A 21,378-nucleotide genomic window follows, 5' to 3' on the forward strand; every position below is an offset into this window, starting at 1 on the left:
CGTGGTGCCGCCCGTCCCTGCACAGGGGCGGGCGGCGCCGCCGTTCTAGTGATAGGAAACAGACCATGGCCAGCCCGCGGGTACGCAAGATCGCCGACCGGATCCAGGTGATCGTCGCCGAGATGCTCGAGCGCCGGATCAAGGACCCGCGCCTCGGCTTCGTCACCGTCACCGAGGTCCGCCTCACCGGCGACGCGCAGAACGCGACCGTCTACTACACGGTGCTCGGCGAGGACGCCGACCAGCAGGCCACCGCGACCGCGCTGGAGTCCGCCAAGGGCCTCCTGCGCTCCGAGGTCGGCAAGCAGCTCGGCATGCGCCACGTCCCGTCGCTCGCCTTCGAGTTCGACGGCGTCCCCGAGACCGCCCGCCACCTCGACGAGGTGCTGGCCCGGGCCCGCGAGGCCGACGCGGCCGTCGCCGCGGCCCGCGAGGGCGCGCAGCCGGCCGGCGAGGCCGACCCCTACAAGAAGCCGCGCGAGGTCGTCGACGAAGAGGCCGAGGACGACTAGTGGTGGCCAAGCCCGCCGTGCCGTCGGGCCTGGTCGTCGTCGACAAGCCCGCCGGCATGACCTCGCACGCCGTCGTGTCCCGCGTGCGCCGGGCGGTCGGCACCCGCAAGGTCGGCCACGCCGGTACCCTCGACCCGATGGCGACGGGGGTGCTGGTGCTCGGCGTCGAGCGCGCCACCCGGCTGCTCGGGCACCTCATGCTCACCGAGAAGGCGTACGACGCCACGGTGCGGCTCGGCGCCTCGACCACCACCGACGACGCCGAGGGTGAGCTCGTCACCGCGACGCCGACGGGTCACCTCGAGCTCGCGGCCGTCCGCGCCCAGTTCGCGACCCAGGTCGGCGAGATCCTCCAGGTGCCGACGGCCGTCAGCGCGATCAAGGTCGATGGCAAGCGCGCCTACCAGCGGGTCCGCGACGGCGAGGAGGTCGAGCTCGACGCGCGGCCGGTGACCGTCCACGAGCTGACCGTCCACGACCAGCGGGTCGTGGGGGACTACCTCGACGTCGACATCACGGTCCGCTGCTCGAGCGGCACCTACATCCGCGCGATCGCGCGTGACGTCGGCGCCGCGCTCGGCGTGGGCGGTCACCTGACCGCGCTGCGTCGTACCGCCGTCGGGCCGTTCACCCTCGACGGCGCGGTCACCGACCTCGACGACGTCACCGTGACCCCGCTCGCCGACGCGGCGCGCGCGAGCTTCCCCGCGCTCGACCTCGACGCCGGCCAGGCGCAGGCGGTCCGCTACGGCCGGCCACTGCCGCTCGCCATCGACGCGCTCACCGGGGTGTTCGCCCCCGACGGCGAGTTCCTCGCGCTCTACCGTCCCGAGGGCGGCGCGGCGCGCCCGGCGGCCGTCTTCGTCGGCTGAGTGACCATGTGGGAGAGTTGCGGCCGTGCGAGTGTGGCGTGACTTCTCCGACGTGCCCGGCGACCTCGGTCGCACGGTCGCGACGATCGGGAACTTCGACGGCATGCACCTGGGCCACCAGCACGTCGTACGACGGGCGCGGGAGGTGGCCGCCGAGGTCGGCGTCGACCACGTGGTCGCGGTGACCTTCGACCCGCACCCGATCGCCGTGCTGCGCCCCGAGCACGCCCCACCGACGCTCACCACGATCGACCAGCGGCTGCGCCTGCTCGGCGAGACCGGTGTCGATGACGTCCTCGTCATCCCCTTCACCCGCGACATCGCGGCCTGGACGCCGGAGGAGTTCATCGACCGGATCCTGGTCGACACCCTGCACGTCAGGGCCGTGGTCGTCGGGGCGAACTTCCGCTTCGGCAACCGGGCCGCCGGGGACTGCAACCTGCTGCGCAGCGCCGGCCTCGAGCACGACTTCGTCCTCGAGGAGGTCAGCCTCGACGGCGGACCCCAGGTCTGGTCGTCCACCTACGTGCGCACCTGCCTCGCGGCCGGCGACGTCACCGGCGCCGCCGAGGCGCTCGGCCGGGTCTTCACCGTCACCGGCACGGTCGTCGAGGGCGACAAGCGCGGGCGCGAGCTGGGCTTCCCGACCGCCAACGTGCCGGTGCGTCCGGGCGCCGCGGCCCCGGCGGACGGTGTGTACGCCGGCCGGTTGACGGTGCACGACGGCCCCGACGCCGGTACGTCGTACCCGGCCGCGATCAGTGTCGGCACCAACCCGACCTTCGCCGGCGAGCGCGAGCGGCGGGTCGAGTCCTACGTGCTCGACCGCACCGACCTCGACCTCTACGGCCTCGAGGTCGAGGTCGCCTTCGTCGAGCGGCTGCGCGGCATGGTCCGGTTCGACTCGATCGAGGAGCTGCTCACCGCCATGGCCGACGACGTCGACCGGGCCCGGGCGATCCTCGCCGACTGACGGGGCTGCGATGACCGGGGCGCGGGACGACCTCGCCGCCGCCGAGCGGTGGTTCGTCGAGCACGGGCTGCCCTACTTCGTCGACGGCTACCGCGCCGCGGTCGCCCGAGGGCTGCGCCGCGCGCGCCTGGTCCCTGCCCTGGCGGTGGCCGGCGTGCTGGCCGTCGTGGCCGGCCTCGTGACCGGGCCGTGGCTCGGTGTGGCCTCCGCGCTCGGCGCCGCGCTGACCGCGTTCGGCGTCGTGCTCGCGATGTACGCCGTCGCCGTGCTGCGTGCGTGGCTGATCGTGGGCTGGGCGATCCGGCGTACCTTCCGCTCGATGGGGCTGATGCTCCCGCTCGTGACGCGCGCCCTGCCGCTGCTGCTGCTGTTCATCACCTTCCTGTTCATCAACACCGAGGTCTGGCAGGTCGCGGCGAGCCTGGACGGCGGGGTGCTGTGGGTGGCGGTGCTGCTGTTCGCGGCCATCGCCGTGGGCTTCCTGCTCACCCGGCTGCCCGAGGAGCTCGACAGCGTCGACGACGAGGTCGAGTCGGCGCAGCTGATCGAGGCCTGCACCGGCACCCCGCTCGAGCCCGCGGCCCGGCGGATCGCCGCCCGCGTCGACCGGGTGGGCGCGGTCGACGCCGAGGTCAGCGGGCTGCAGAAGGCCAACCTGGTGCTGGTCCTGCTCGTCACGCAGACGGTCCAGGTGCTGCTGCTCGCCCTCGCGGTCTTCGCCTTCTTCATCGTCTTCGGCCTGGTCGCGATGGAGCCGGAGGTGCTCGAGCTGTGGCTCGCCCACCCGGTGCACGCGCTGGACGGCCCGGTCGGGCACCTGTTCGGCGAGCGGCTCAGCCTCGAGCTGCTGCGGGTCTCGACCTTCCTCGCCGCCTTCAGCGGCCTCTACTTCACGGTGTACGCCGTCACCGACGAGCTCTACCGCCGGCAGTTCTTCTCCGTGGTGATCCGCGAGCTCGAGCGGGCGGTGAGCGCCCGGGTGGCCTACCGCTCGCTGCGCGACGAGGATCTGGCGTGACCCCGGTCCCGCTGGTCCTCGATTGCGACGCCGGGACCGACGACGCCATCGCGATCCTGCTCGCCGTCCTCCATCCGGGCCTCGACCTGCTCGGCGTGTCCACGGCGAGCGAGGAGGAGGCAGCCTCCGTGCGAGGCATGGTCGAGCGGGGCGGTGTCGAGGTCGACGTGCGCCCCGGCACGTCCTGGCTGCTCTCGACGCTGGCCGGAGCTGCCGCGCCGGTGACCCTGGTGACTACCGGGCCGCTGACGAACCTGGCCGCGGCGCTGGCGGCCGACCGCTCGCTGACCGGCGCCGTGGCCCGGCTGGTGGTGCTCGGTGGCACGCACCGCGAGCCCGGGGTGACGCCGTACGCCGACCGCAACGTCTGGTCCGACCCGGATGCCGCCGCCACCGTGCTCGCGGCGCCGTTCCGCGAGGTGCTGCTGGTGACGGCCGACGCAACGGCGTCCGCGGCGCTGAGCAGTGCGGACCTGGACCGGTGGCGTGCTCTCGGGACCCCGGCCGCCCGTGCCGCCGCGGACCTCGCCGCGAGCCGGCTCGACCGCGGAGCGCGGGTGCACGACCCCCTGGCCGTCGCCGCGCTGGTCGAGCCCGGGCTGCTCACCACCCTGCGCGCGGCGGTGCGGGTCGAGCGCACCGACCCGACGACGTACGGCGCCACGCGCTTCGCCGCCGAGGTCGACGAGGCCCGGGGGCGGGTGACGGTGGCGGTCCGCGCCGACCGCGAGCGGTACGTCGACCTGCTCTGCGCGACACTCGGCCGCCAACCACACTAATTACACTGAATAACTCGTGTTAACGTCGGTGCATGACCCCGCACAGCCTTCGCCGCCGCTCGGTGCTCGCCCTGCCCGCCGCCGGCCTGGCCGGCGCCACGCTCACCCAGCTCGGGCCGCTGGCCTCCCGAGCCGGCGCCGGCGCGCCCGCGATCCTCAAGCCGCTCCCGGCTGAGGAATTCGTCGACTACGGGACCAACGCGGAGATGCGCTGGGAGTCGGTCGACCCGCACCGCCAGCAGACCCCGCAGTCCCGGCTGTTCGTGCGCAACCACACGCGCACGCCGCGGCTCGACGCGTCGTCCTACCGGCTGCGGGTGCACGGTGACGGCCTGCGCGACGCCGCGGGCGTGACGCTCGGCCTGGACGAGCTGAGGCGGCGGTTCCCGGCCGTCGAGGTCACCTCGGTCCACGAGTGCACCGGCAACGGCCGCAGCCTCTTCGACACCCAGCAGGGCACCAGGGCCGCCGGCACGCCCTGGACGCTCGGCGCGGTCGGCGCCGTGACCTGGCAGGGCGTCCGGCTGCGCGACGTGCTGCGGTGGGCGGGGCAGCGTCCCGACGCGGTCTGCGTGCAGGGCGTCGGCCTCGACGACGAGTACGTCGACAAGGGCGAGAACCTCGGCCACGTGCGGCGCCCGTTCCCGATCGCCAAGGCGCTCGACGACGCGCTTCTCGCGTGGGGCGTGAACGGCGAGCCGCTGCTGCCCGACCACGGCTTCCCGCTGCGGCTGGTGCTGCCGGGCTGGGTCGGCATCGCGAGCATCAAGTGGCTCGGCGAGCTGGAGGTGTCGGCCTCCGAGCTGACCTCGCCGTGGAACACCCGCTGGTACAACATCGGCGGCCCGCTCGGCGCCAACCCCGTCCGCTCGGCCTGGGAGCTGCCTCGCGACGCGGCCCTCCCGGCGGGGCGGACCCTCCGGCTGACCGGGCGGTCCTGGTCCGGCGCGGCGCCGATCGCCCGGGTGGAGGTCAGTACCGACGCAGGTACGACGTGGACCGCAGCCCGCCTGGGCCGCCCGCCCGGGCGCCGTACCGAGGGGCACGGCTGGACCCGCTGGTCGCACACCTGGCACGCGCCGCCGGCGGGGCGGCACGAGCTCCTCGCCCGGGCGACCGACCTGCACGGGCGCACCCAGCCGGACGTGGCGGCCTACAACCCGAACGGGTACTTCTTCGACGCCGTCGTCCGGCACCCCGTGGTGGTGGGGGCCTAGTCGTCGACCCGGCCGCGCAGCTGCTTGGTCCGCCCGCGCTGCCGCTTGGCCTCCAGCCGCCGCTCCTTGGAGCCGCGGGTCGGCTTGGTGGCCCGTCGGGCCGGCGGCGGGGGAGCGAGCAGCTCGCGGACCCGGGCGGCGAGCCGTTCCCGGGCGGCGACCCGGTTGCGGTGCTGGGAGCGGTGCTCGTGGGCGACGACGCCGATCGGGCCGTCGGCGCGGGCGATCAGCCGGCTGCGCTGGGCGTCGGTGAGCACGCTCGACGCCGCCGGGTCCCAGACCAGCTCGACCCGGCTGTCGGTGGTGTTGACCGACTGGCCACCGGGGCCGGGGGAGCGGGAGAATCGCTCGACCAGCTCGGTGTCGGGGATGACCAGCCCGCCGGGCAGGCCCGGGCCGGGAGGGACGGTGAGATCGTTCAGCGCCATCTCACGCGAGACCGAGAACTCTCACGTGACGGTGACCGGTACGCCGGACAGCGCCGCGTTGCCCGACACGTCGAGCCGATCGGGGTCGGTCAGGTCGTTGATCGACACTCCCGCGACGCCGGCCGCGACGCCGAGCCGGGCGCCGGTGCGGCCGTGCCCGTAGCCGTGGGGGAGCGAGACGACGCCGGGCATCACGTCCTCGGTCGAGGCCACCTCGACCTTCACCTCGCCGACGCGGGAGCGGACGGTGACGACCGCGCCGTCCGCGAGGCCGCGCGAGGCCAGGTCGCTCGGGTTCATGAGCAGCTGGTGCCGCGCCTTGCCGCGGGTGAGCCGTTCGGTGTTGTGCATCCACGAGTTGCAGTCGCGCTGGTGACGGCGGCCGATGAGCAGCAGCTCGCCGTCGGTGGGCAGCGCGTGCTCACGCAGCCGCTCGATGTCGGCGGCCACCAGGTCCGGCACCGCGTCGATCCGGCCGCCCCGCGTCCGCAGCCGGCCGGGCAGCTGACCGGCACGCAGCGCACCGAGGTCCACACCCTCGGGGTGCTTGCGCAGCTCGGTCAGCGTCGTCCTAGAGCCGCCGGAGCGCAGCAGCATCCCGATCAGGAAGGTCGGGCTCATCCGCATCCGCGCCTCGGCGACGACCCGGCGCCTGAGCGGCGGCTTGCGGCGGCGGCGACGGGTCACCCGCAGGTAGAGGTCGCGGAAGATCTCCCAGTCATGCCGCTGGTCGCGGCCCTTCGCGAACACCGCGGGTGTGAACCGGGCCGTGTTGCGCACCGCCAGCAGGTGGAAGACCAGGTCGTAGTGGTCGCGCTCGAGCAGGGTCGTCGGCGGGAGCACGACGTCGGCGTGCCGGGTCGTCTCGTTGAGGTAGATGTCGACCGCGGCGTAGAAGTCGAGGCCCGCGATCGCCCGGTCGAGCGCGGCGCCGTCCGGGGTGGACAGCACCGGGTTGCCCGCGACGGTGAGCAGTGCTCGCACCTGGCCCTCGCCGGGCGTCTCGATCTCCTCCCGCAGCACCGCGACGGGCAGCTCGCCGCCGAACTCGGGAGCCTGCCGGACCCGCGAGCGGTAGCGGTCGTGGTGGCCGCGCCCGATCAGCCCCCGGCCGATCGCGTCGATCGCCGGGCTCGTGAACAGCACCCCACCCTCGCGGTCCAGGTTGCCGGTGACCAGGTTGATCACCTGGACCGCCCACTGGCAGACCGTCCCGAACTCCTGGGTCGACACCCCGATCCGGCCGTACGCCGCCGCTCCGTCGGCGGCCGCGAAGTCCCGCGCGATCCGGCGGATCTCCCCGGCCGGCACCCCGCTCGCCTGCTCGGCGAGCTCGGGGGTGAAGGGCGCGACCAGCGCCTCGACGCCCGCCAGCCCGTCGACGTACGCCGGCGGGGTGGTCAGCCCCTCGGCGAACAGCACCTGCAGCAGGGCCAGCAGCACCCACGCGTCGGTGCCGGGGCGGACGAAGTGGTGCTCGTCGGCGACCTTCGCGGTCTCGGTGCGCCGCGGGTCCAGCACGACCATCCGGCCGCCGCGGGCGCGCAGCTCACGCAGCCTGCCGGGGAAGTCGGGCACCGTCATGAGCGAGCCGTTGGACGCCATCGGGTTCGCGCCGAGCACGAGGAAGTAGGACGTGCGGTCGATGTCGGGCACGGGCAGCAGCAGCTGGTGGCCGTAGAGGAGGTGTCCGACGACCTGGTGGGGGAGCTGGTCGACCGAGGTCGCGCTGAACTTGTTGCGGGTGCGGAACGACTGCGCCAGCGCGACACCGTGGGTCATCGAGCCGAGGCTGTGCACGTTGGGGTTGCCGAGGTAGATCGCCAGTGCGTCCTCGCCGTGCTCGTTGACGGCCCGCGCGAGCCCGTCGGCCACCAGGTCGAGCGCCTCGTCCCAGCCGATCTCCTCCCAGCGTGCGTCGTCGCCGCGCCCGATGCGTCGTACCGGACGGCGCAGGCGGTCCGGGTCGGCGTGGACGTCGCCGATCGCCACGCCCTTGGGGCAGATGTGGCCGCGTGAGAGCGGGTCGTCGGGGTTGCCCCGCACGCCGGTCACGGCGCCGTCCTCGATGCTCAGCAGCAGGCCACAGGTGGCCTCGCACAGGTTGCACACGCCGGTCCGCGTCTCCACGTGGGCATCGTCGCACAGCGATTCGGTCGCGCGTGACCCCCGCTGTTAGCCTTGTGCGGTTGCCGTCAGGACGGCCGCGGATCAAGAGAGCTCCAGGATTTCAGGCTGGGGCGCCGCGCAACGAGCGAACAAGGAGTTCACATGGCAGTCGGTACCGACGCTGAGACCAAGAAGAAGATCATCGCTGAGTACGCCACGACCGAGGGTGACACCGGTTCGCCCGAGGTGCAGATCGCGCTGCTCTCGCACCGCATCAGCCACCTGACCGAGCACCTCAAGCAGCACAAGCACGACCACCACAGCCGTCGTGGCCTGCTCCTGCTCGTCGGCCAGCGCCGCCGTCTCCTCAACTACCTGAAGAAGACCGAGATCGAGCGCTACCGCTCCATCGTCGAGCGCCTCGGCCTGCGTCGTTGATCTCGACGCGCTGATGAACTTCCAGAACGGGTGACCCGCACCGGGTCGCCCGTTCTGCAATTTCCCTGCCGGTCGATAAAGTGGCAGGCGTCATTCAAGTCCGATTCCGCGGGGCAGCGCGTCCCGCACCGCACGAACAAGAGAAAACATTGACTGAACCCGTCATCTCCGAGGTCGAGACCGTTCTCGACAACGGCAAGTTCGGCACTCGCACCATCAAGTTCGAGACGGGCGTCCTCGCCCGCCAGGCCGCCGGTTCGGTGAGCGCCTTCCTCGACGGCGACACCATGCTGCTGTCGGCCACCACGGCCGGCAAGCACCCGAAGGACCACTTCGACTTCTTCCCGCTGACCATCGACGTCGAGGAGCGGATGTACGCCGCGGGCCGCATCCCCGGCTCGTTCTTCCGTTCCGAGGGCCGCCCGGGCGAGGACGCGATCCTGGCCTGCCGCCTCATCGACCGCCCGCTGCGCCCGACCTTCAAGAAGGGCCTGCGCAACGAGGTCCAGGTCGTCATCACCGTCATGGCGCTCAACCCCGACACGCCGTACGACGTGCTCGCGATCAACGCCGCGTCGCTTTCGACCCAGCTCTCCGGCCTGCCGTTCAGCGGCCCGGTCGGCGCCACCCGCGTCGCCCTCATCGAGGGCCAGTGGGTCGCGTTCCCGACCCACAGCCAGCTGGAGAAGGCCGTGTTCGACATGGTCGTCGCCGGCCGGGTCACCGAGACCGGTGACGTCGCGATCATGATGGTCGAGGCCGAGGCGACCGAGGAGACCATCGAGCTGGTCCGCGGCGGCGCCCAGGCGCCGACCGAGGAGGTCGTGGCCGGTGGCCTCGAGGCCGCCAAGCCGTTCATCAAGCAGCTGGTCGAGGCCCAGGTCGAACTCGCCAACGTGGCCGCCAAGCCGGTCCAGGAGTTCCCGATCTTCCTCGACTACGAGGACGACGTCTACGCCGCCGTCGAGGCCGCCGCGAAGGACGACCTCGTCGCCGCGATGACCATCGGCGACAAGCAGGAGCGCGAGGCGCGCACCGACGAGCTCAAGGCCGGGCTGCTGGAGAAGCTCGCCGGACAGTTCGAGGGTCGCGAGAAGGAGATCGGCGCGGCCTTCCGCTCGGTCAACAAGCAGGTCGTGCGCGAGCGCGTGCTGCGCGACAAGGTCCGCATCGACGGCCGCGGCCTCGCCGACATCCGTCCGCTGCACGCCGAGGTCGACGTGATCCCGCGGGTCCACGGCTCCGCGCTGTTCGAGCGTGGCGAGACCCAGATCCTGGGCGTCACCACCCTCGACATGCTCAAGATGGAGCAGCAGATCGACACCCTGTCGCCGGAGACCCACCGGCGCTACATGCACAAGTACATCTTCCCGCCGTTCTCCACCGGTGAGACCGGTCGCGTCGGCTCGCCGAAGCGCCGCGAGGTCGGCCACGGCGCCCTTGCGCGTCGTGCGCTGCTGCCGGTGCTCCCGAACCGCGAGGAGTTCCCGTACGCCATCCGCCAGCTCTCCGAGGCCATGGGCTCCAACGGCTCCACCTCGATGGGCTCGGTCTGCGCCTCGACCCTGTCGCTGCTGCAGGCCGGTGTGCCCCTGAAGGCGCCGGTCGCCGGCATCGCCATGGGCCTCATCTCGGGTGAGATCGACGGCAAGACCGAGTACGTCGCGCTGACCGACATCCTCGGTGCCGAGGACGCGTTCGGCGACATGGACTTCAAGGTCGCCGGTACCAAGGAGTTCGTCACCGCGCTCCAGCTCGACACCAAGCTCGACGGCATCCCGGCCGAGGTCCTCGCCGCGGCGCTGACCCAGGCCCGCGACGCCCGCCTGACGATCCTCGAGGTCATGGGCGAGGCGATCGACGCTCCCGAGGAGATGTCGGTCCACGCCCCGCGGATCATCACCGTCAAGGTGCCCGTGGACAAGATCGGCGAGGTCATCGGGCCCAAGGGCAAGGTCATCAACCAGCTGCAGGACGACACCGGCGCCTCGATCTCCATCGAGGACGACGGCACGGTCTACATCGGTGCGACCAACGGCGAGGCCGCCGAGGCGGCCCGGTCCGCGATCAACGCGATCGCGAACCCGACCATGCCCGAGGTCGGCGAGCGCTACCTCGGCACGGTCGTCAAGACGACCAACTTCGGTGCGTTCATCGCGCTCATGCCGGGCAAGGACGGCCTGCTGCACATCAGCAAGCTGCGTGGCCTCGCCGGTGGCAAGCGCGTGGAGAACGTCGAGGACGTCGTCTCCGTGGGCCAGAAGCTGCAGGTCGAGATCGCCGAGATCGATGACCGCGGCAAGCTGTCCCTCATCCCGGTGGTCGAGGAGGCGGACGCCGCCGAGACCGCCGAGGGCGAGGAGTCTGACTCCGAGTGAGCACCACCAGCTCCACGACGGCCGGCCAGCGCTCTGCTGGCCGGCCGTCGGCCGTTTCCCGCGCCGGGGCGTCCACCCGGACCCTCGAGACCGTGCGCGACCAGGCCGGTCAGGTGACCTCGCTCGTACGACGCACGCAGCTGCCGTCCGGGCTGCGGATCGTCACCGAGCAGATGGCCGGCGCCCGCTCCGCGTCCGTCGGTGTCTGGGTCGGCGTCGGCTCGCGCGACGAGACCGCCACGACCCACGGCGCCTCGCACTTCCTCGAGCACCTGCTGTTCAAGGGCACCACCGAGCGCTCCGCGCTCGACATCTCCATCGAGCTCGACGCCGTGGGCGGTGAGTTCAACGCCTTCACCGCCAAGGAGTACACCTGCTTCCACGCGCGGGTGCTCTCCGACGACCTGCCGCTGGCCGTCGACGTGCTCGGTGACATGATCACCGGCTCGCTCATCGCGACCCACGACGTCGACGCCGAGCGCGACGTCATCCTCGACGAGATCGCGATGCACGACGACGACCCCGACGACGTCGTCCAGAACCTGCTCGCCGAGCTCGCCTGGGGCGCCGAGTCGGCCCTCGGGCGCCCGATCGCCGGCACCACCGGTTCGATCGAGGCGATGACCCCGGCACAGATCAAGCGCTTCTACCGGCGCCACTACGCCCCGGCCAACACCGTCATCTCGGTCGCCGGCGCGCTCGACCACGCGGCTGTCGTACGCTCCGTGAAGAAGGCGTTCGGCCGCCACGGCTGGCTCGACGCGCTGGCCGCTCCCGCCGCCCCGCGGACCACGTCGACCCGGCGCCGTCCCAAGGTCGCCGCCGGCGACGGCCGGGTCGACCGGCCCTTCGAGCAGGTCAACCTGGTCCTGGGCCGCGAGGGACTGACCCGCGACGACGATCGGCGCTACGCGCTCGGCGTGCTCAACACCGCGCTCGGTGGCGGCACGTCCAGCCGGCTGTTCCAGGAGGTCCGCGAGGTGCGCGGGCTGGCGTACTCGGTCTACTCCTTCGCCAGCCACTACGCCGACTCCGGGATCGTCGGGGTCGCCGTCGGCTGCCTGCCCGACCGCACCGACGAGGTGCTGGCCGTGGTCCGCGAGCAGCTGCGGCTGATCGCGGAGGAGGGGATCACCGAGGACGAGCTGGTCCGCGGCAAGGGTCAGCTGGTCGGCGGGATGATCCTCGGCCTCGAGGACTCCGGCTCGCGGATGATGCGGCTGGGCAAGAACGAGCTGGTCAACGGCGAGGTTCTCGGCATCGACGAGGTGATCGCGCGGATCGAGGCGGTCACGCTCGACGAGGTGCGTGAGGTCGCCGCCGAGGTCTTCGGCCGGCCCGAGCTGCTCGCTCTCGTGGGGCCCGGCTCGGCGTGAGCCGACGGCGCGAGCAATCCCTCAGATCGTTCGATCGAACGATCTGAGGGATTCCTTCGCGCGTCATCCCCTCGAACCGTTCGATCGAACGACTCGAGGGCGACGGGCGTGAGTCCGGCCGGACTGATCCGTCAGGATTCCCGGACGACGTCGGCCTCGACCGGCTCGGGCTCGGGGTCGACCGGCTCGATCGACAGCACGAAGTCGTCGCCGTGTTCGGTCACACCGGCGATGACGGCCTGCTCGACCGCCTCCTCGCCGTAGCGGCGGCGCACGACCATCGGGTCGGTGCGCAGCTCGCGGACGAGGGCGGCCGCGAGGCCGATCATGATCACCACGAACGGCAGAGCCGCGACGATGGTGATCGTCTGCAGGCCGGTCAGGGCGTTCTCGCCGCCCGCCAGCAGCATCACCGCGGCCACGGCGCCGGTGGCGACGCCCCAGAAGATGACGGTGCTGCGCCGCGGCTCCGTCGTACCGCGCTCCGAGAGGCTGCCCATCACGATCGAGGCCGCGTCGGCGCCGGACACGAAGAAGATCGCGACCAGCACCATCACCAGGATGCTGGCGACGGTGGCGAGGGGGAGCGCGTCGAGGGTGCCGAAGAGCTGGGCCTCGAGGCCGCCGGCGTTCGCGATGTCGGTGCCGGTGCGCTGGAGGTCGATCGCGGTGCCGCCGAGGATGCAGAACCAGATCACGCTGACCACGCTCGGAACCAGCAGCACGCCGGTGACGAACTGGCGGATGGTGCGCCCGCGCGAGATGCGTGCGATGAACATGCCGACGAACGGCGTCCAGGACAGCCACCACGCCCAGTAGAAGACGGTCCAGCCGCTCAGCCACGCCTCGGTGTCGGCACCCTCGGCGCCGGTGCGCGCGGCCATCATCGCCAGGTCCTGCACATAGCTGCCGAGCGAGGTCGGCACCAGGTTGAGGATGAAGACGGTCGGGCCGACCACGAACAGGAACAGCGCCAGGACGACGGCCAGCACCATGTTGATGTTGGACAGCCACTGGATGCCCTTGGCGACGCCGGAGACGGCCGAGAGCACGAATGCGACGGTCAGCACGCTGATGATGCCGACGAGGACGCCGTTGCCGAGCGGGCCGATGTCGCCCACGATCTCGAGGCCGCTGCTGATCTGCAGGGCACCCAGGCCCAGCGAGGTCGCCGAGCCGAACAGCGTCGCGAAGATCGCGAACATGTCGATCACCTTGCCGGCGCCGCCGGTGGCCCGCTCACCGAGCAGCGGCGCGAACGCCGCGGAGATCAGCTGCACGCGGCCCTTGCGGTAGACGCCGTAGGCGATCGCGAGCCCGACGACGGCGTAGATCGCCCACGGGTGCAGGGTCCAGTGGAACATCGTGGTCGCCATCGCGGTCTGCGCCGCGGCGTCCTGCTCGCCGCTGGTGCCGGGAGGCGGGTCCACGAAGTGCGAGAGCGGCTCGCTGACGCCGTAGAACATCAGCCCGATGCCCATGCCGGCGCTGAACATCATCGCGATCCACGACGTCGTGCGGAACTCCGGCTCCTCGTCGTCGCGGCCCAGCGGGATGGTGCCGTACTTGCTCATCGCCAGCCAGATGACGAACACGACGAAGCCGCTGGAGGTCAGCACGAACAGCCAGCCGGTGTTGGTCATCACCCAGTCCAGCGCCTTGCCGGAGGCGGTGCCGAGCGAGCTGGTGCTCGCCAGGCCCCACACCACGAAGGCGATGCTCACGACGGCCGCGACGCCGAAGACGACGGGGTCGAGACCGCGGCGTGCGGGCGCGTCGACCTCGACGGCCTGGTCCAGCGCCGGGTGCGGTACGACGTCCGCGGCGGGGGTGCTCAGCGCGTCGGCCAGGTCGGCGGCTCGGGTCTTGCTCGGGGCACTACGGTCGGTCTGGGTCACGTCTCTCCAGGGTCTCGCCGATCAGGACGAGCACGCGCGCCGAGGCGGTGAGAGAGGTCCGATATTGAGGTCAGGCCAGCCCCGAGACGGGCGTACTGCTCCCGCACGTTAACAAGGAGTGACCCCGCCGCGTCGAATCGGGGGCGGCCCCGGGAGGGCCTCGGGACGGGTCAGCGGCGGCCGATGATGCCGATGACCGGCGGCATCTTGGAGTCCACGATGTAGACGCGGAAGCCGCCGTCGCGCAGCTGCTCGGACGCCTTCGCGAGGATGTCGGGCACCTGCTCGGGGCGGGTGGTGTCGAAGAAGAGGTTCACCGAGCCCCCGGGCATCAGCCGCTCGTGGAGCAGTGCGATCTCCTCGCTCGCGTCGCGCACCCAGAACAGGTTGACGTCGAACGCGAAGACCTTCGTGAGGCGCTTGACCGGCACCCGCAGCGTGGCGAGGTCGATCTGGCGCACCGTGAGCCGGCCGGCGGCGATGTGCTCGGCGCAGCGGGCCTTGGTGCGGTCCACGCCGGCCTCGGACCGGTCGATCGCGAACATCTTGCCCTTGCCCTCGAGGCGTCGGCAGATGAGGTCGGCGGCCGCGCCATTTCCGCAGCCGATCTCCAGCACGTGGTCGTTGGGCTGGACGTCCATGAAGTCCACCGCCCACCGGATCCGGGCCGGGATCTTGTTCACCATGGGGGTCAGCCTGCCAGAACGCGAGCCGGGGTGACGCACTACCTTGGTGGCGTGAGTTCACGTGTCGCGGATCAGGGTGCTGCTGAGCGCCTCCAGGTGGGCGTCCTCGGTGCCCGGGGCAAGGTGGGCGCGGAGGTCGTCAAGGCCGTCGAGAGTGCCGACGACCTCGACTTCACCGTCGGGATCGACCAGGGCGACGCGGTCGCCTCGCTGGTCGACAGCGGCACCCGGGTGGTCGTCGACTTCACCCATCCCGACGTGGTGATGGACAACCTGCGCTTCTGCATCGAGAACGGCATCCACGCCGTCGTCGGTACGACGGGCTTCGACGACACGCGCCTCGAGACGCTGCGCGGCTGGCTCGCGGACAGCCCCGGCACCGGCGTCCTCATCGCCCCCAACTTCTCCATCGGTGCGATCCTCATGATGCGCTTCGCCGCGGTCGCCGCGCCCTTCTTCGAGTCGGTCGAGGTCGTCGAGCTGCACCACCCGACCAAGGCCGACGCCCCCAGCGGCACGGCCGGCCGCACGGCCGAGCTGATCGCCGCCGCCCGCCGCGAGGCCGGCAGCGCGCCGATCCCCGACGCGACCAGCACCGGGCTCGAGGGCGCGCGGGGCGCCGAAGTCGACGGCGTACGCGTCCACAGCGTGCGGGTGCGGGGACTGGTCGCCCACCAGGAGGTCATCCTCGGCGGGCTGGGGGAGACCCTGACCATCCGCCACGACTCACTCGACCGGGTCTCGTTCACGCCCGGCGTGCTGACCGGCGTACGCCGGATCGGGTCGTTCCCGGGCCTGACGGTGGGCCTGGAGCACTTCCTCGACCTCGGCTAGCCTCCCCGGCGCTCAGAGCAGCCGGACCAGCGCGGCGGCCGCGGCCGAGCCGAACACGACGACCAGGAACGGCGCCCGTGCGAGGAGGAGCAGCACGGCCACGCCCAGCGCCAGCACCCGTGCATCGAGCACCAGCGCGCGGCCCTCGGGCGCGGCGAGCACCTGCACCGTCACCAGGGCGGCCAGCAGGGCGACCGGGATCAGGTCCGCGATCCGGGCCACCAGCGGGTTGCCGAGCACCCGTGCGGGCACGGAGAGCCCGGCCAGCTTGAGCAGGTAGCAGCCGACGCCGGCGCTGAGCACCGCCCACCACATCACCGGGTCAGCGCTCCCACGAGCACGGCGACGCCGGCCGCCACCAGCACGGGTACGCCGGCCGGGGTCACCGTCACCGCGCCCGCCGCCACCAGTGCAGCCAGGGCCGCGGTCGCCTTCAGCACCGGCGTGGTCAGCCGTGGCCACAGCAGCGCGAGGAAGGCTGCGCCCACGGCTGCGTCCAGGCCGAGGTCGCGCGGGTCGCCGAGCTGCTCGCCGGCCACCGCACCGGCGAACGTGGTGAGGTTCCACAGCACGAAGATCGTCACCCCGGTGGTGAGGAACCCCGTGCGCGCCAGGTCTCGGTCGGGACGGGTCACCGCCATCGCGGTCGACTCGTCGATGAGGACCTGTGCCGCGGCTGCCCGGCGCCAGCCTCGATAGCCGAGCAGGGGAGCCAGGCGCAGGCCGTAGAGGGCGTTGCGGGTGCCGAGCAGCATCGCCGTCAGCGCCCCCGCGATCGGCGTTCCACCCGACCCCAGGACGCCCACCAGCGCGAACTGCGAGGCGCCGGTGAACATGACCAGCGAGAGCGCGCAGGTCTGGGCCAGGCTCAGCCCGGACGCGACGCCGACCGCGCCGAAGCTCAGGCCGTAGGTGCCGGTCGCGATCGCGACGCCGAGGCTGTCGCGGATCACGGTCCGCCTGGTCGGCTCGGCCACGGGCTATGCGAGACCGGTGTGCAGCCGGACCTGCTTGAGCGTCGTACCGGACTCGTCGGCGAGCTCGCGGCTCGCGCCGTCCGCCTCCCAGCCGGCACTGGTCAAGAAGGCCCGCAGCACGTCGTCGGTCGCGTCCAGCCAGCACACGGCACGTGCGAAGCCGTCGGCGGCCAGGGTGTCGGCGCAGGCCTGCAGCAGTCGCGAGCCGTGCCCGGCGCGGGTGGCGTCCGGACTCACGGTGAACTCGGCCATCTCACCGTCGGCGGCCGGATCGGCGTCGGGATCGGCGTTCGGGCCGGTCAGCGCGAACCCGACGACCTGGTCGCCGGCGAGCGCCACGAGGGCGCGGTGCCGGGCCTCCGGGGGCCGGGAGAGGGACTGGCGCCACGCCTCGGTGAGGGTGGGGACGTCGAGGGCCGGGCCGGCGTCGTACCGCTCCTGCCAGGCGCGCAGCTGGACCGCCGCGATCCCGGTGGCGTCGGCCGGCCAGGCGACCCGTACGGAGACGTCAGCAACGACCATGCCGGCCATCCTGTCAGGGCGGGGGTGTGGCATCGGCGACTAGGGTGTGGCTCCTTGTCCCGCGCCGTCGCGAGCGGGCTCTCGGGCCGATCTGGCAAGGCGGCGGAGCGTTGACGTGCTGGATCGCCCTTCGAGCGACGCCAACGCAGCCAGATCGAGTCCGAAAGTCCGCGCAGCAGGCGCGGGATGAGGAGCCGCGCCCTATGGTCGGGGCATGGAGATTCGCAACCTCGGGGCGAGTGGCCTCCGCATCTCGGCCATCGCCTACGGCAACTGGATCACCCACGGCTCCCAGGTCGAGGAGGACGGCGCGCTGGCCTGCGTGCGCCGCGCGCTCGACGAGGGGATCACCACCTTCGACACCGCCGACGTCTACGCCAACACCGCCGCCGAGACCGTGCTCGGCCGGGCGCTGGCCGGCGAGCGGCGCGAGGGCCTGGAGATCTTCACCAAGGTCTTCTGGCCGACCGGGCCCGGCAAGCACAACGACCACGGGCTGTCCCGCAAGCACATCCTGGAGTCGATCGACGGCTCGCTGCGCCGGCTCGGCACCGACTACGTCGACCTCTACCAGGCCCACCGCTACGACCACGAGACGCCGCTCGAGGAGACCATGGTGGCGTTCGCGGACGTCGTACGGTCGGGCAAGGCGCTCTACATCGGCGTATCGGAGTGGCGGGCCGAGGAGATCCGGTCGGCCGCCGAGCTGGCCCGCGAGCTGCGGGTGCCGCTGGTCTCCAACCAGCCGCAGTACTCCATGCTCTGGCGGGTCATCGAGAGCGAGGTCGTCCCGACCTGCCGCGAGCTCGGCATCGGCCAGATCGTCTGGTCGCCCATCGCCCAGGGCGTGCTGACCGGCAAGTACCGTCCCGGCCAGGCGCCTCCCGCCGGCTCCCGGGCCACCGACGAGAAGGGCGGCGCCAACGACATCAGCCGCTGGCTGCGTGACGACGTGCTCGAGCGGGTCCAGCTGCTGCAGCCGATCGCCGACGCCGCCGGCCTGTCCCTGGCCCAGCTCGCCGTCGCCTGGGTGCTGCAGAACGACAACGTCTCGGCCGCGATCATCGGCGCCAGCCGGCCCGAGCAGGTCACCGAGAACGTCAAGGCCGCCGGGATCACGCTCGACGCCGACACCCTGGCAGCGATCGACGGGGCGCTCGACGGCGTCGTCACCTCCGACCCGGCGCTGACCCGCTCGCCGCGGCGCTCGGAGATCCTGGGCTGAGCTGCCTGGCGCGCCTCGCGCGCATGTCGCGCCGCCTGCCAACGCCGTTTCTTCCTCCCCCGCTCGCTCGTTCCTCGCTCGCTCCTCCGTGCAGAAGCGGCGGGCGGCGCGACGACCTCCGGCTGCCGCACGGCACGCGCGGAGCGATCTCGGCCTGCCGTCAGGGATGGGGTCGTTCCTACAGCGTGAAGCGGTAGCGGCTCGTCGGCACCAGGTCGAGACCCTCGGCGGCGCCGAACCGGGCGCAGCTGTCCATCAGCGTCGTGAACCGGCGCTGGAGCTCCTCCTCGTCGCCACCGCTGCCGTAGAACGCGTGCTGGTCGGCCATCGCCGCCATGGGGAACAGCTCCTCGACGATGCCGGCCACGTCGCGTCCGCCGTCGGTGAGGTGCGCGACGACCGGGTTCTGGACGTAGCCGAAGGTGCCCTGCGTGTCGATCGCTACCTGCGTGTGGCGGTCCAGCCAGTCGGCGAGCCAGGCAGCGTGCGGCATCGCCGCCGGGCGGCGCAGGAACGCCAGGTTCGCCAGCGCGTCGGTGCGTGCGCCGTCGGCCACCGCGGGCGGGACCAGCGGCTCGCGCTCGTCCACCGACCACGCGTGCACGTCCGGGTCGTGGCGTCGTACGACGTCGAGAAGGGGCGCGGGGTCGCGGTCCGTCCACGCCGTCACCACGGCCGTGATCGGCGTACCGGGGCCGAACCTCATCGCCGGCGCGACCTCGTCGTCGTCGACGTTGACCTGCAGGCGGGTGGCGCCGGTCGCGGCGACCTCCGCGCGGAACGCGGGCTCGAGCAGGGCGGGGCCGGGGCCGTGCAGCGCGGCGATGACCTTCATGCGCCTGAAACCTAGCGCATGCTTGGTGCTACTTGTCGTAGTCCTCGGGCAGCGGCTGCCCGATCTTGACGCGGGCCTTGGGCAGGCGCATGAACTTCATCTGCATCGACCGGGTCAGCGCGTAGTAGGTCGTGCCCTTGAGCGGCTCGTCGGGGAAGCGGGTGCGCAGCTCGCGGCGCAGCCGGAAGCGGAGGACGAGCATGTCGGTCACGACGAACAGCACGGTGGCGAGCAGGACCATGCTGGAGGCCTGCACGAGCGCCGAGTTGCCGGTGTAGCCGAGCATCAGGCCGATGATCATCAACGGGATGACCATCTCGACGATGGAGAAGCGGCGGTCGACGTAGTCGCGGATGAAGCGGCGCACCCGGCCCTTGTCGCGGGGCAGGAAGTAGCGCTCGTCGCCGCTCTTCATGCCCTGGCGGATCTTGCGGCTCTCCTCGGCGCGGTACTCCCGCTGGCGACGCGAGGCGTCGCGGCGGTCGGTGGGTGCCTTGGCGCGCGCCTTGGCGGCGGCCTCGGCCTCCTTGCGCGTCGGCGTCGGGCGGCCCTTTCCGCCGACCTTGCCCTCACCGTCCGGTGCGGGCTCGGGGGCGGCGGGGGACTTGGTGCGCTTGAACACGATCAGGCCTTCCGGACCAGGCTGGACTTGAGCTGCATCGGGCCGAACCCGTCGACCTTGCAGTCGATGTCGTGGTCGCCGACCCGGATGTCGGGGGCGACGAGGCGGATGTTGCGGACCTTGGTGCCGGACTTGATCGGCTTCGGCGCGCCCTTGACCGGCAGGTCCTTGACCACGATGACGTCGTCGCCGTCGGCGAGGGCGTTCCCGTTGGCATCGCGTACGACGCCCGCGGCCGCCGCCTCGTCAGCGGCCGCCGCGGCCTCGGCGGGCGACCACTCGTGGGCGCACTCGGGGCAGACCAGCAGGTCGCCCATCTCGTAGGTGTACGCGCTCGAGCACTCCGGGCACGGCGGGAGGGCGTCAGTCACGGTGGGACTTCCCGGGCAGGTCCAGCATCCGCTGGAGGGCGGCCAGCGCGTCGGCCTCGGTCTGCGGGTCGACCTCGATCTGGTTGACGACGACGCCCTCGACGAGGTTCTCCAGCGCCCACACGAAGTGGGGCAGGTCGATCCGGTTCATCGTCGAGCAGTAGCAGACGTTGCGGTCCAGGAACATGATGTTCTTGTCCGGGTGCGCGTTGGCCAGGCGCTGCACCAGGTTGAGCTCGGTGCCGATCGCCCAGCTCGAGCCAGCGGGCGCGGCCTCGATGGTCTTGATGATGAACTCGGTCGAGCCGACCAGGTCGGCCTTGAGCACGACCTCGTGCTGGCACTCGGGGTGGACCAGGACGTTGAGGTCCGGCACCTTCGCGCGCAGCTCGTCGACCACGTCGGCGGAGAACCGGCCGTGGACCGAGCAGTGGCCCTTCCACAGGATCATCCGGGCGCCCGCGAGCTCCTCGGCGGTCAGGCCGCCGTTGGGCATCAGCGGGTTCCACACGACACACTCGTCGAGGGAGTACCCGAGCTGCAGGACCGCGGTGTTGCGGCCGAGGTGCTGGTCGGGGAGGAACAGCACCTTCGTGTCGGGGCCCTTCTGCTGGAACGCCCAGTCGAGGGCGACCTCCGCGTTCGACGAGGTGCACACGACACCGCCGTTGCGGCCGCAGAACGCCTTGATGTCGGCGCTGGAGTTCATGTAGGTGACCGGCACGACGACGTCCTGGACGCCAGCGGCGGCCAGCGCCTCCCAGGCCCGCTCGACCTGGGCGATCCGCGCCATGTCGGCCATCGAGCAGCCGGCGGCGAGGTCGGGGAGGATCACCTTCTGGTCGGGGCCGGTGAGGATGTCGGCGGACTCGGCCATGAAGTGCACGCCGCAGAAGACGATGTACTCCGCGTCGGGGCGGGCCGCCGCGTCACGGGCGAGCTTGAAGGAGTCGCCGGTGACGTCGGCGAACTGGATGACCTCGTCGCGCTGGTAGTGGTGCCCGAGCACGAACAGCCGGTCGCCGAGCTTCTCCTTGGCCGCGCGGGCGCGCGCCACCAGGTCCGGGTCGGAGGGCGCCGGCAGGTCGCCGGGGCAGTCGACGCCGCGTTCGGAGAGCGCGTCCGTGCCACGGCCCAGCGGCAGCAGCGGGAGGTCAACGGTGGTCATGGAGTCATCCTAGTTTGGCCGCGGATCCCGCCGTTCCCCGGCCAGCCCCGCGAATAGTCACGGCCGAACAGGGATCGGTGTCTCGCCGGCCGTGGACAGGATCAGGTGTTCGTCCACCACCCAGCCTCACCAAGGGGTCC

Annotated in this window: 22 protein-coding genes; 11 read left to right on the forward strand and 11 right to left on the reverse strand. The window is 72.1% G+C overall.

Going from position 1 to position 21,378, the window contains the following annotated elements:
- Positions 1-65 precede the first annotated feature (65 nt).
- The 6 genes from rbfA to FBY23_RS11605 are packed head-to-tail and all read left to right on the forward strand — an operon-like array spanning position 66 to position 5,371.
- The gene (rbfA, locus tag FBY23_RS11580) at positions 66-512 is read left to right on the forward strand and encodes a 30S ribosome-binding factor RbfA (RefSeq protein WP_141798281.1); all 447 of its coding nucleotides are present in this window, start codon (positions 66-68) and stop codon (positions 510-512) included.
- Complete coding sequence (gene truB / locus FBY23_RS11585) at positions 512-1,384, forward strand: tRNA pseudouridine(55) synthase TruB (protein ID WP_222117801.1); 873 nt, start codon at positions 512-514, stop codon at positions 1,382-1,384. Before rbfA ends, truB begins: the two co-directional genes overlap by 1 nt.
- 25 nt (positions 1,385-1,409) lie before the next feature.
- Positions 1,410-2,357 (forward strand): bifunctional riboflavin kinase/FAD synthetase, encoded by a 948-nt coding sequence (locus FBY23_RS11590; RefSeq protein WP_141798282.1) that lies wholly within the window; start codon positions 1,410-1,412, stop codon positions 2,355-2,357.
- Positions 2,358-2,367: 10 nt separating this feature from the next.
- Positions 2,368-3,375: a hypothetical protein gene (locus FBY23_RS11595; protein WP_141798283.1), complete on the forward strand. Its 1,008-nt coding sequence runs from the start codon at positions 2,368-2,370 to the stop codon at positions 3,373-3,375.
- Entirely contained in the window at positions 3,372-4,154 is a 783-nt protein-coding gene (locus tag FBY23_RS11600) for a nucleoside hydrolase (RefSeq protein WP_141798284.1), read from the forward strand. Before FBY23_RS11595 ends, FBY23_RS11600 begins: the two co-directional genes overlap by 4 nt.
- Positions 4,155-4,186: 32 nt before the next feature.
- Positions 4,187-5,371 carry a molybdopterin-dependent oxidoreductase gene (locus FBY23_RS11605; RefSeq protein ID WP_141798285.1) on the forward strand — a complete coding sequence of 395 codons (1,185 nt, stop codon included), beginning with the start codon at positions 4,187-4,189 and terminating at the stop codon, positions 5,369-5,371.
- Here the strand turns inward: FBY23_RS11605 and arfB are convergent.
- Both arfB and FBY23_RS11615 read right to left on the reverse strand, forming a co-directional pair.
- Positions 5,368-5,799, reverse strand: coding sequence for an alternative ribosome rescue aminoacyl-tRNA hydrolase ArfB (arfB, locus tag FBY23_RS11610; protein ID WP_222117802.1), 432 nt, complete (start codon positions 5,797-5,799; stop codon positions 5,368-5,370). The two genes, FBY23_RS11605 and arfB, sit on opposite strands and share 4 nt — an antisense overlap.
- 21 nt (positions 5,800-5,820) lie before the next feature.
- Complete coding sequence (locus tag FBY23_RS11615) at positions 5,821-7,929, reverse strand: molybdopterin-dependent oxidoreductase (RefSeq protein WP_141798286.1); 2,109 nt, start codon at positions 7,927-7,929, stop codon at positions 5,821-5,823.
- Positions 7,930-8,070: 141 nt separating this feature from the next.
- Here FBY23_RS11615 and rpsO point away from each other — a divergent pair, with 141 nt between their 5' ends.
- The 3 genes from rpsO to FBY23_RS11630 all read left to right on the forward strand — a co-directional run bounded on the left by rpsO (position 8,071) and on the right by FBY23_RS11630 (position 12,100).
- Entirely contained in the window at positions 8,071-8,346 is a 276-nt protein-coding gene (rpsO, locus tag FBY23_RS11620) for a 30S ribosomal protein S15 (RefSeq protein ID WP_036542197.1), read from the forward strand.
- 149 nt (positions 8,347-8,495) lie between these two features.
- On the forward strand, positions 8,496-10,724 hold the full coding sequence (locus FBY23_RS11625; protein WP_141798287.1) for a polyribonucleotide nucleotidyltransferase: 2,229 nt from the start codon (positions 8,496-8,498) through the stop codon (positions 10,722-10,724).
- Complete coding sequence (locus tag FBY23_RS11630) at positions 10,721-12,100, forward strand: pitrilysin family protein (protein ID WP_141798288.1); 1,380 nt, start codon at positions 10,721-10,723, stop codon at positions 12,098-12,100. Before FBY23_RS11625 ends, FBY23_RS11630 begins: the two co-directional genes overlap by 4 nt.
- A gap of 131 nt (positions 12,101-12,231) precedes the next feature.
- Here FBY23_RS11630 and FBY23_RS11635 read toward each other — a convergent pair whose 3' ends face one another.
- Together FBY23_RS11635 and FBY23_RS11640 are read right to left on the reverse strand one after the other, a co-directional pair.
- Positions 12,232-13,998: a BCCT family transporter gene (locus FBY23_RS11635; protein WP_141798289.1), complete on the reverse strand. Its 1,767-nt coding sequence runs from the start codon at positions 13,996-13,998 to the stop codon at positions 12,232-12,234.
- Between the two features lie 170 nt (positions 13,999-14,168).
- Positions 14,169-14,684 carry a trans-aconitate 2-methyltransferase gene (locus tag FBY23_RS11640; protein WP_141798290.1) on the reverse strand — a complete coding sequence of 172 codons (516 nt, stop codon included), beginning with the start codon at positions 14,682-14,684 and terminating at the stop codon, positions 14,169-14,171.
- 51 nt (positions 14,685-14,735) lie between these two features.
- Between FBY23_RS11640 and dapB the strand changes: the two genes are divergently transcribed.
- Entirely contained in the window at positions 14,736-15,518 is a 783-nt protein-coding gene (dapB, locus tag FBY23_RS11645) for a 4-hydroxy-tetrahydrodipicolinate reductase (RefSeq protein ID WP_141798291.1), read from the forward strand.
- Between the two features lie 12 nt (positions 15,519-15,530).
- Here the strand turns inward: dapB and FBY23_RS11650 are convergent, their stop codons facing one another.
- From FBY23_RS11650 to FBY23_RS11660, 3 genes are read right to left on the reverse strand one after another with little or no spacing between them, the layout of a single operon-like run.
- Positions 15,531-15,833, reverse strand: coding sequence for an AzlD domain-containing protein (locus FBY23_RS11650; protein WP_141801002.1), 303 nt, complete (start codon positions 15,831-15,833; stop codon positions 15,531-15,533).
- Positions 15,833-16,495: an AzlC family ABC transporter permease gene (locus FBY23_RS11655; protein WP_141798292.1), complete on the reverse strand. Its 663-nt coding sequence runs from the start codon at positions 16,493-16,495 to the stop codon at positions 15,833-15,835. The genes FBY23_RS11650 and FBY23_RS11655 overlap by 1 nt, the downstream gene beginning before the upstream one ends.
- A gap of 3 nt (positions 16,496-16,498) precedes the next feature.
- Positions 16,499-17,017 (reverse strand): GNAT family N-acetyltransferase, encoded by a 519-nt coding sequence (locus tag FBY23_RS11660; protein WP_141798293.1) that lies wholly within the window; start codon positions 17,015-17,017, stop codon positions 16,499-16,501.
- Between the two features lie 214 nt (positions 17,018-17,231).
- Between FBY23_RS11660 and FBY23_RS11665 the strand changes: the two genes are divergently transcribed.
- Positions 17,232-18,242: an aldo/keto reductase family protein gene (locus FBY23_RS11665; RefSeq protein WP_141798294.1), complete on the forward strand. Its 1,011-nt coding sequence runs from the start codon at positions 17,232-17,234 to the stop codon at positions 18,240-18,242.
- Between the two features lie 178 nt (positions 18,243-18,420).
- On the opposite strand, the gene FBY23_RS11670 is transcribed toward FBY23_RS11665, so the two are convergent.
- The 4 genes from FBY23_RS11670 to nadA are packed head-to-tail and all read right to left on the reverse strand — an operon-like array spanning position 18,421 to position 21,238.
- Positions 18,421-19,077: a hypothetical protein gene (locus tag FBY23_RS11670; RefSeq protein WP_141798295.1), complete on the reverse strand. Its 657-nt coding sequence runs from the start codon at positions 19,075-19,077 to the stop codon at positions 18,421-18,423.
- A gap of 28 nt (positions 19,078-19,105) precedes the next feature.
- Complete coding sequence (locus tag FBY23_RS11675) at positions 19,106-19,699, reverse strand: DUF3043 domain-containing protein (RefSeq protein ID WP_141798296.1); 594 nt, start codon at positions 19,697-19,699, stop codon at positions 19,106-19,108.
- A 2-nt stretch (positions 19,700-19,701) separates the two neighbouring features.
- On the reverse strand, positions 19,702-20,070 hold the full coding sequence (locus FBY23_RS11680; protein WP_141798297.1) for a zinc ribbon domain-containing protein YjdM: 369 nt from the start codon (positions 20,068-20,070) through the stop codon (positions 19,702-19,704).
- Positions 20,063-21,238 carry a quinolinate synthase NadA gene (nadA, locus tag FBY23_RS11685; RefSeq protein ID WP_141798298.1) on the reverse strand — a complete coding sequence of 392 codons (1,176 nt, stop codon included), beginning with the start codon at positions 21,236-21,238 and terminating at the stop codon, positions 20,063-20,065. Before nadA ends, FBY23_RS11680 begins: the two co-directional genes overlap by 8 nt.
- Positions 21,239-21,378: the final 140 nt, after the last annotated feature.

The organism is Nocardioides sp. SLBN-35, assembly GCF_006715725.1.
GTDB lineage: Bacteria > Actinomycetota > Actinomycetes > Propionibacteriales > Nocardioidaceae > Nocardioides.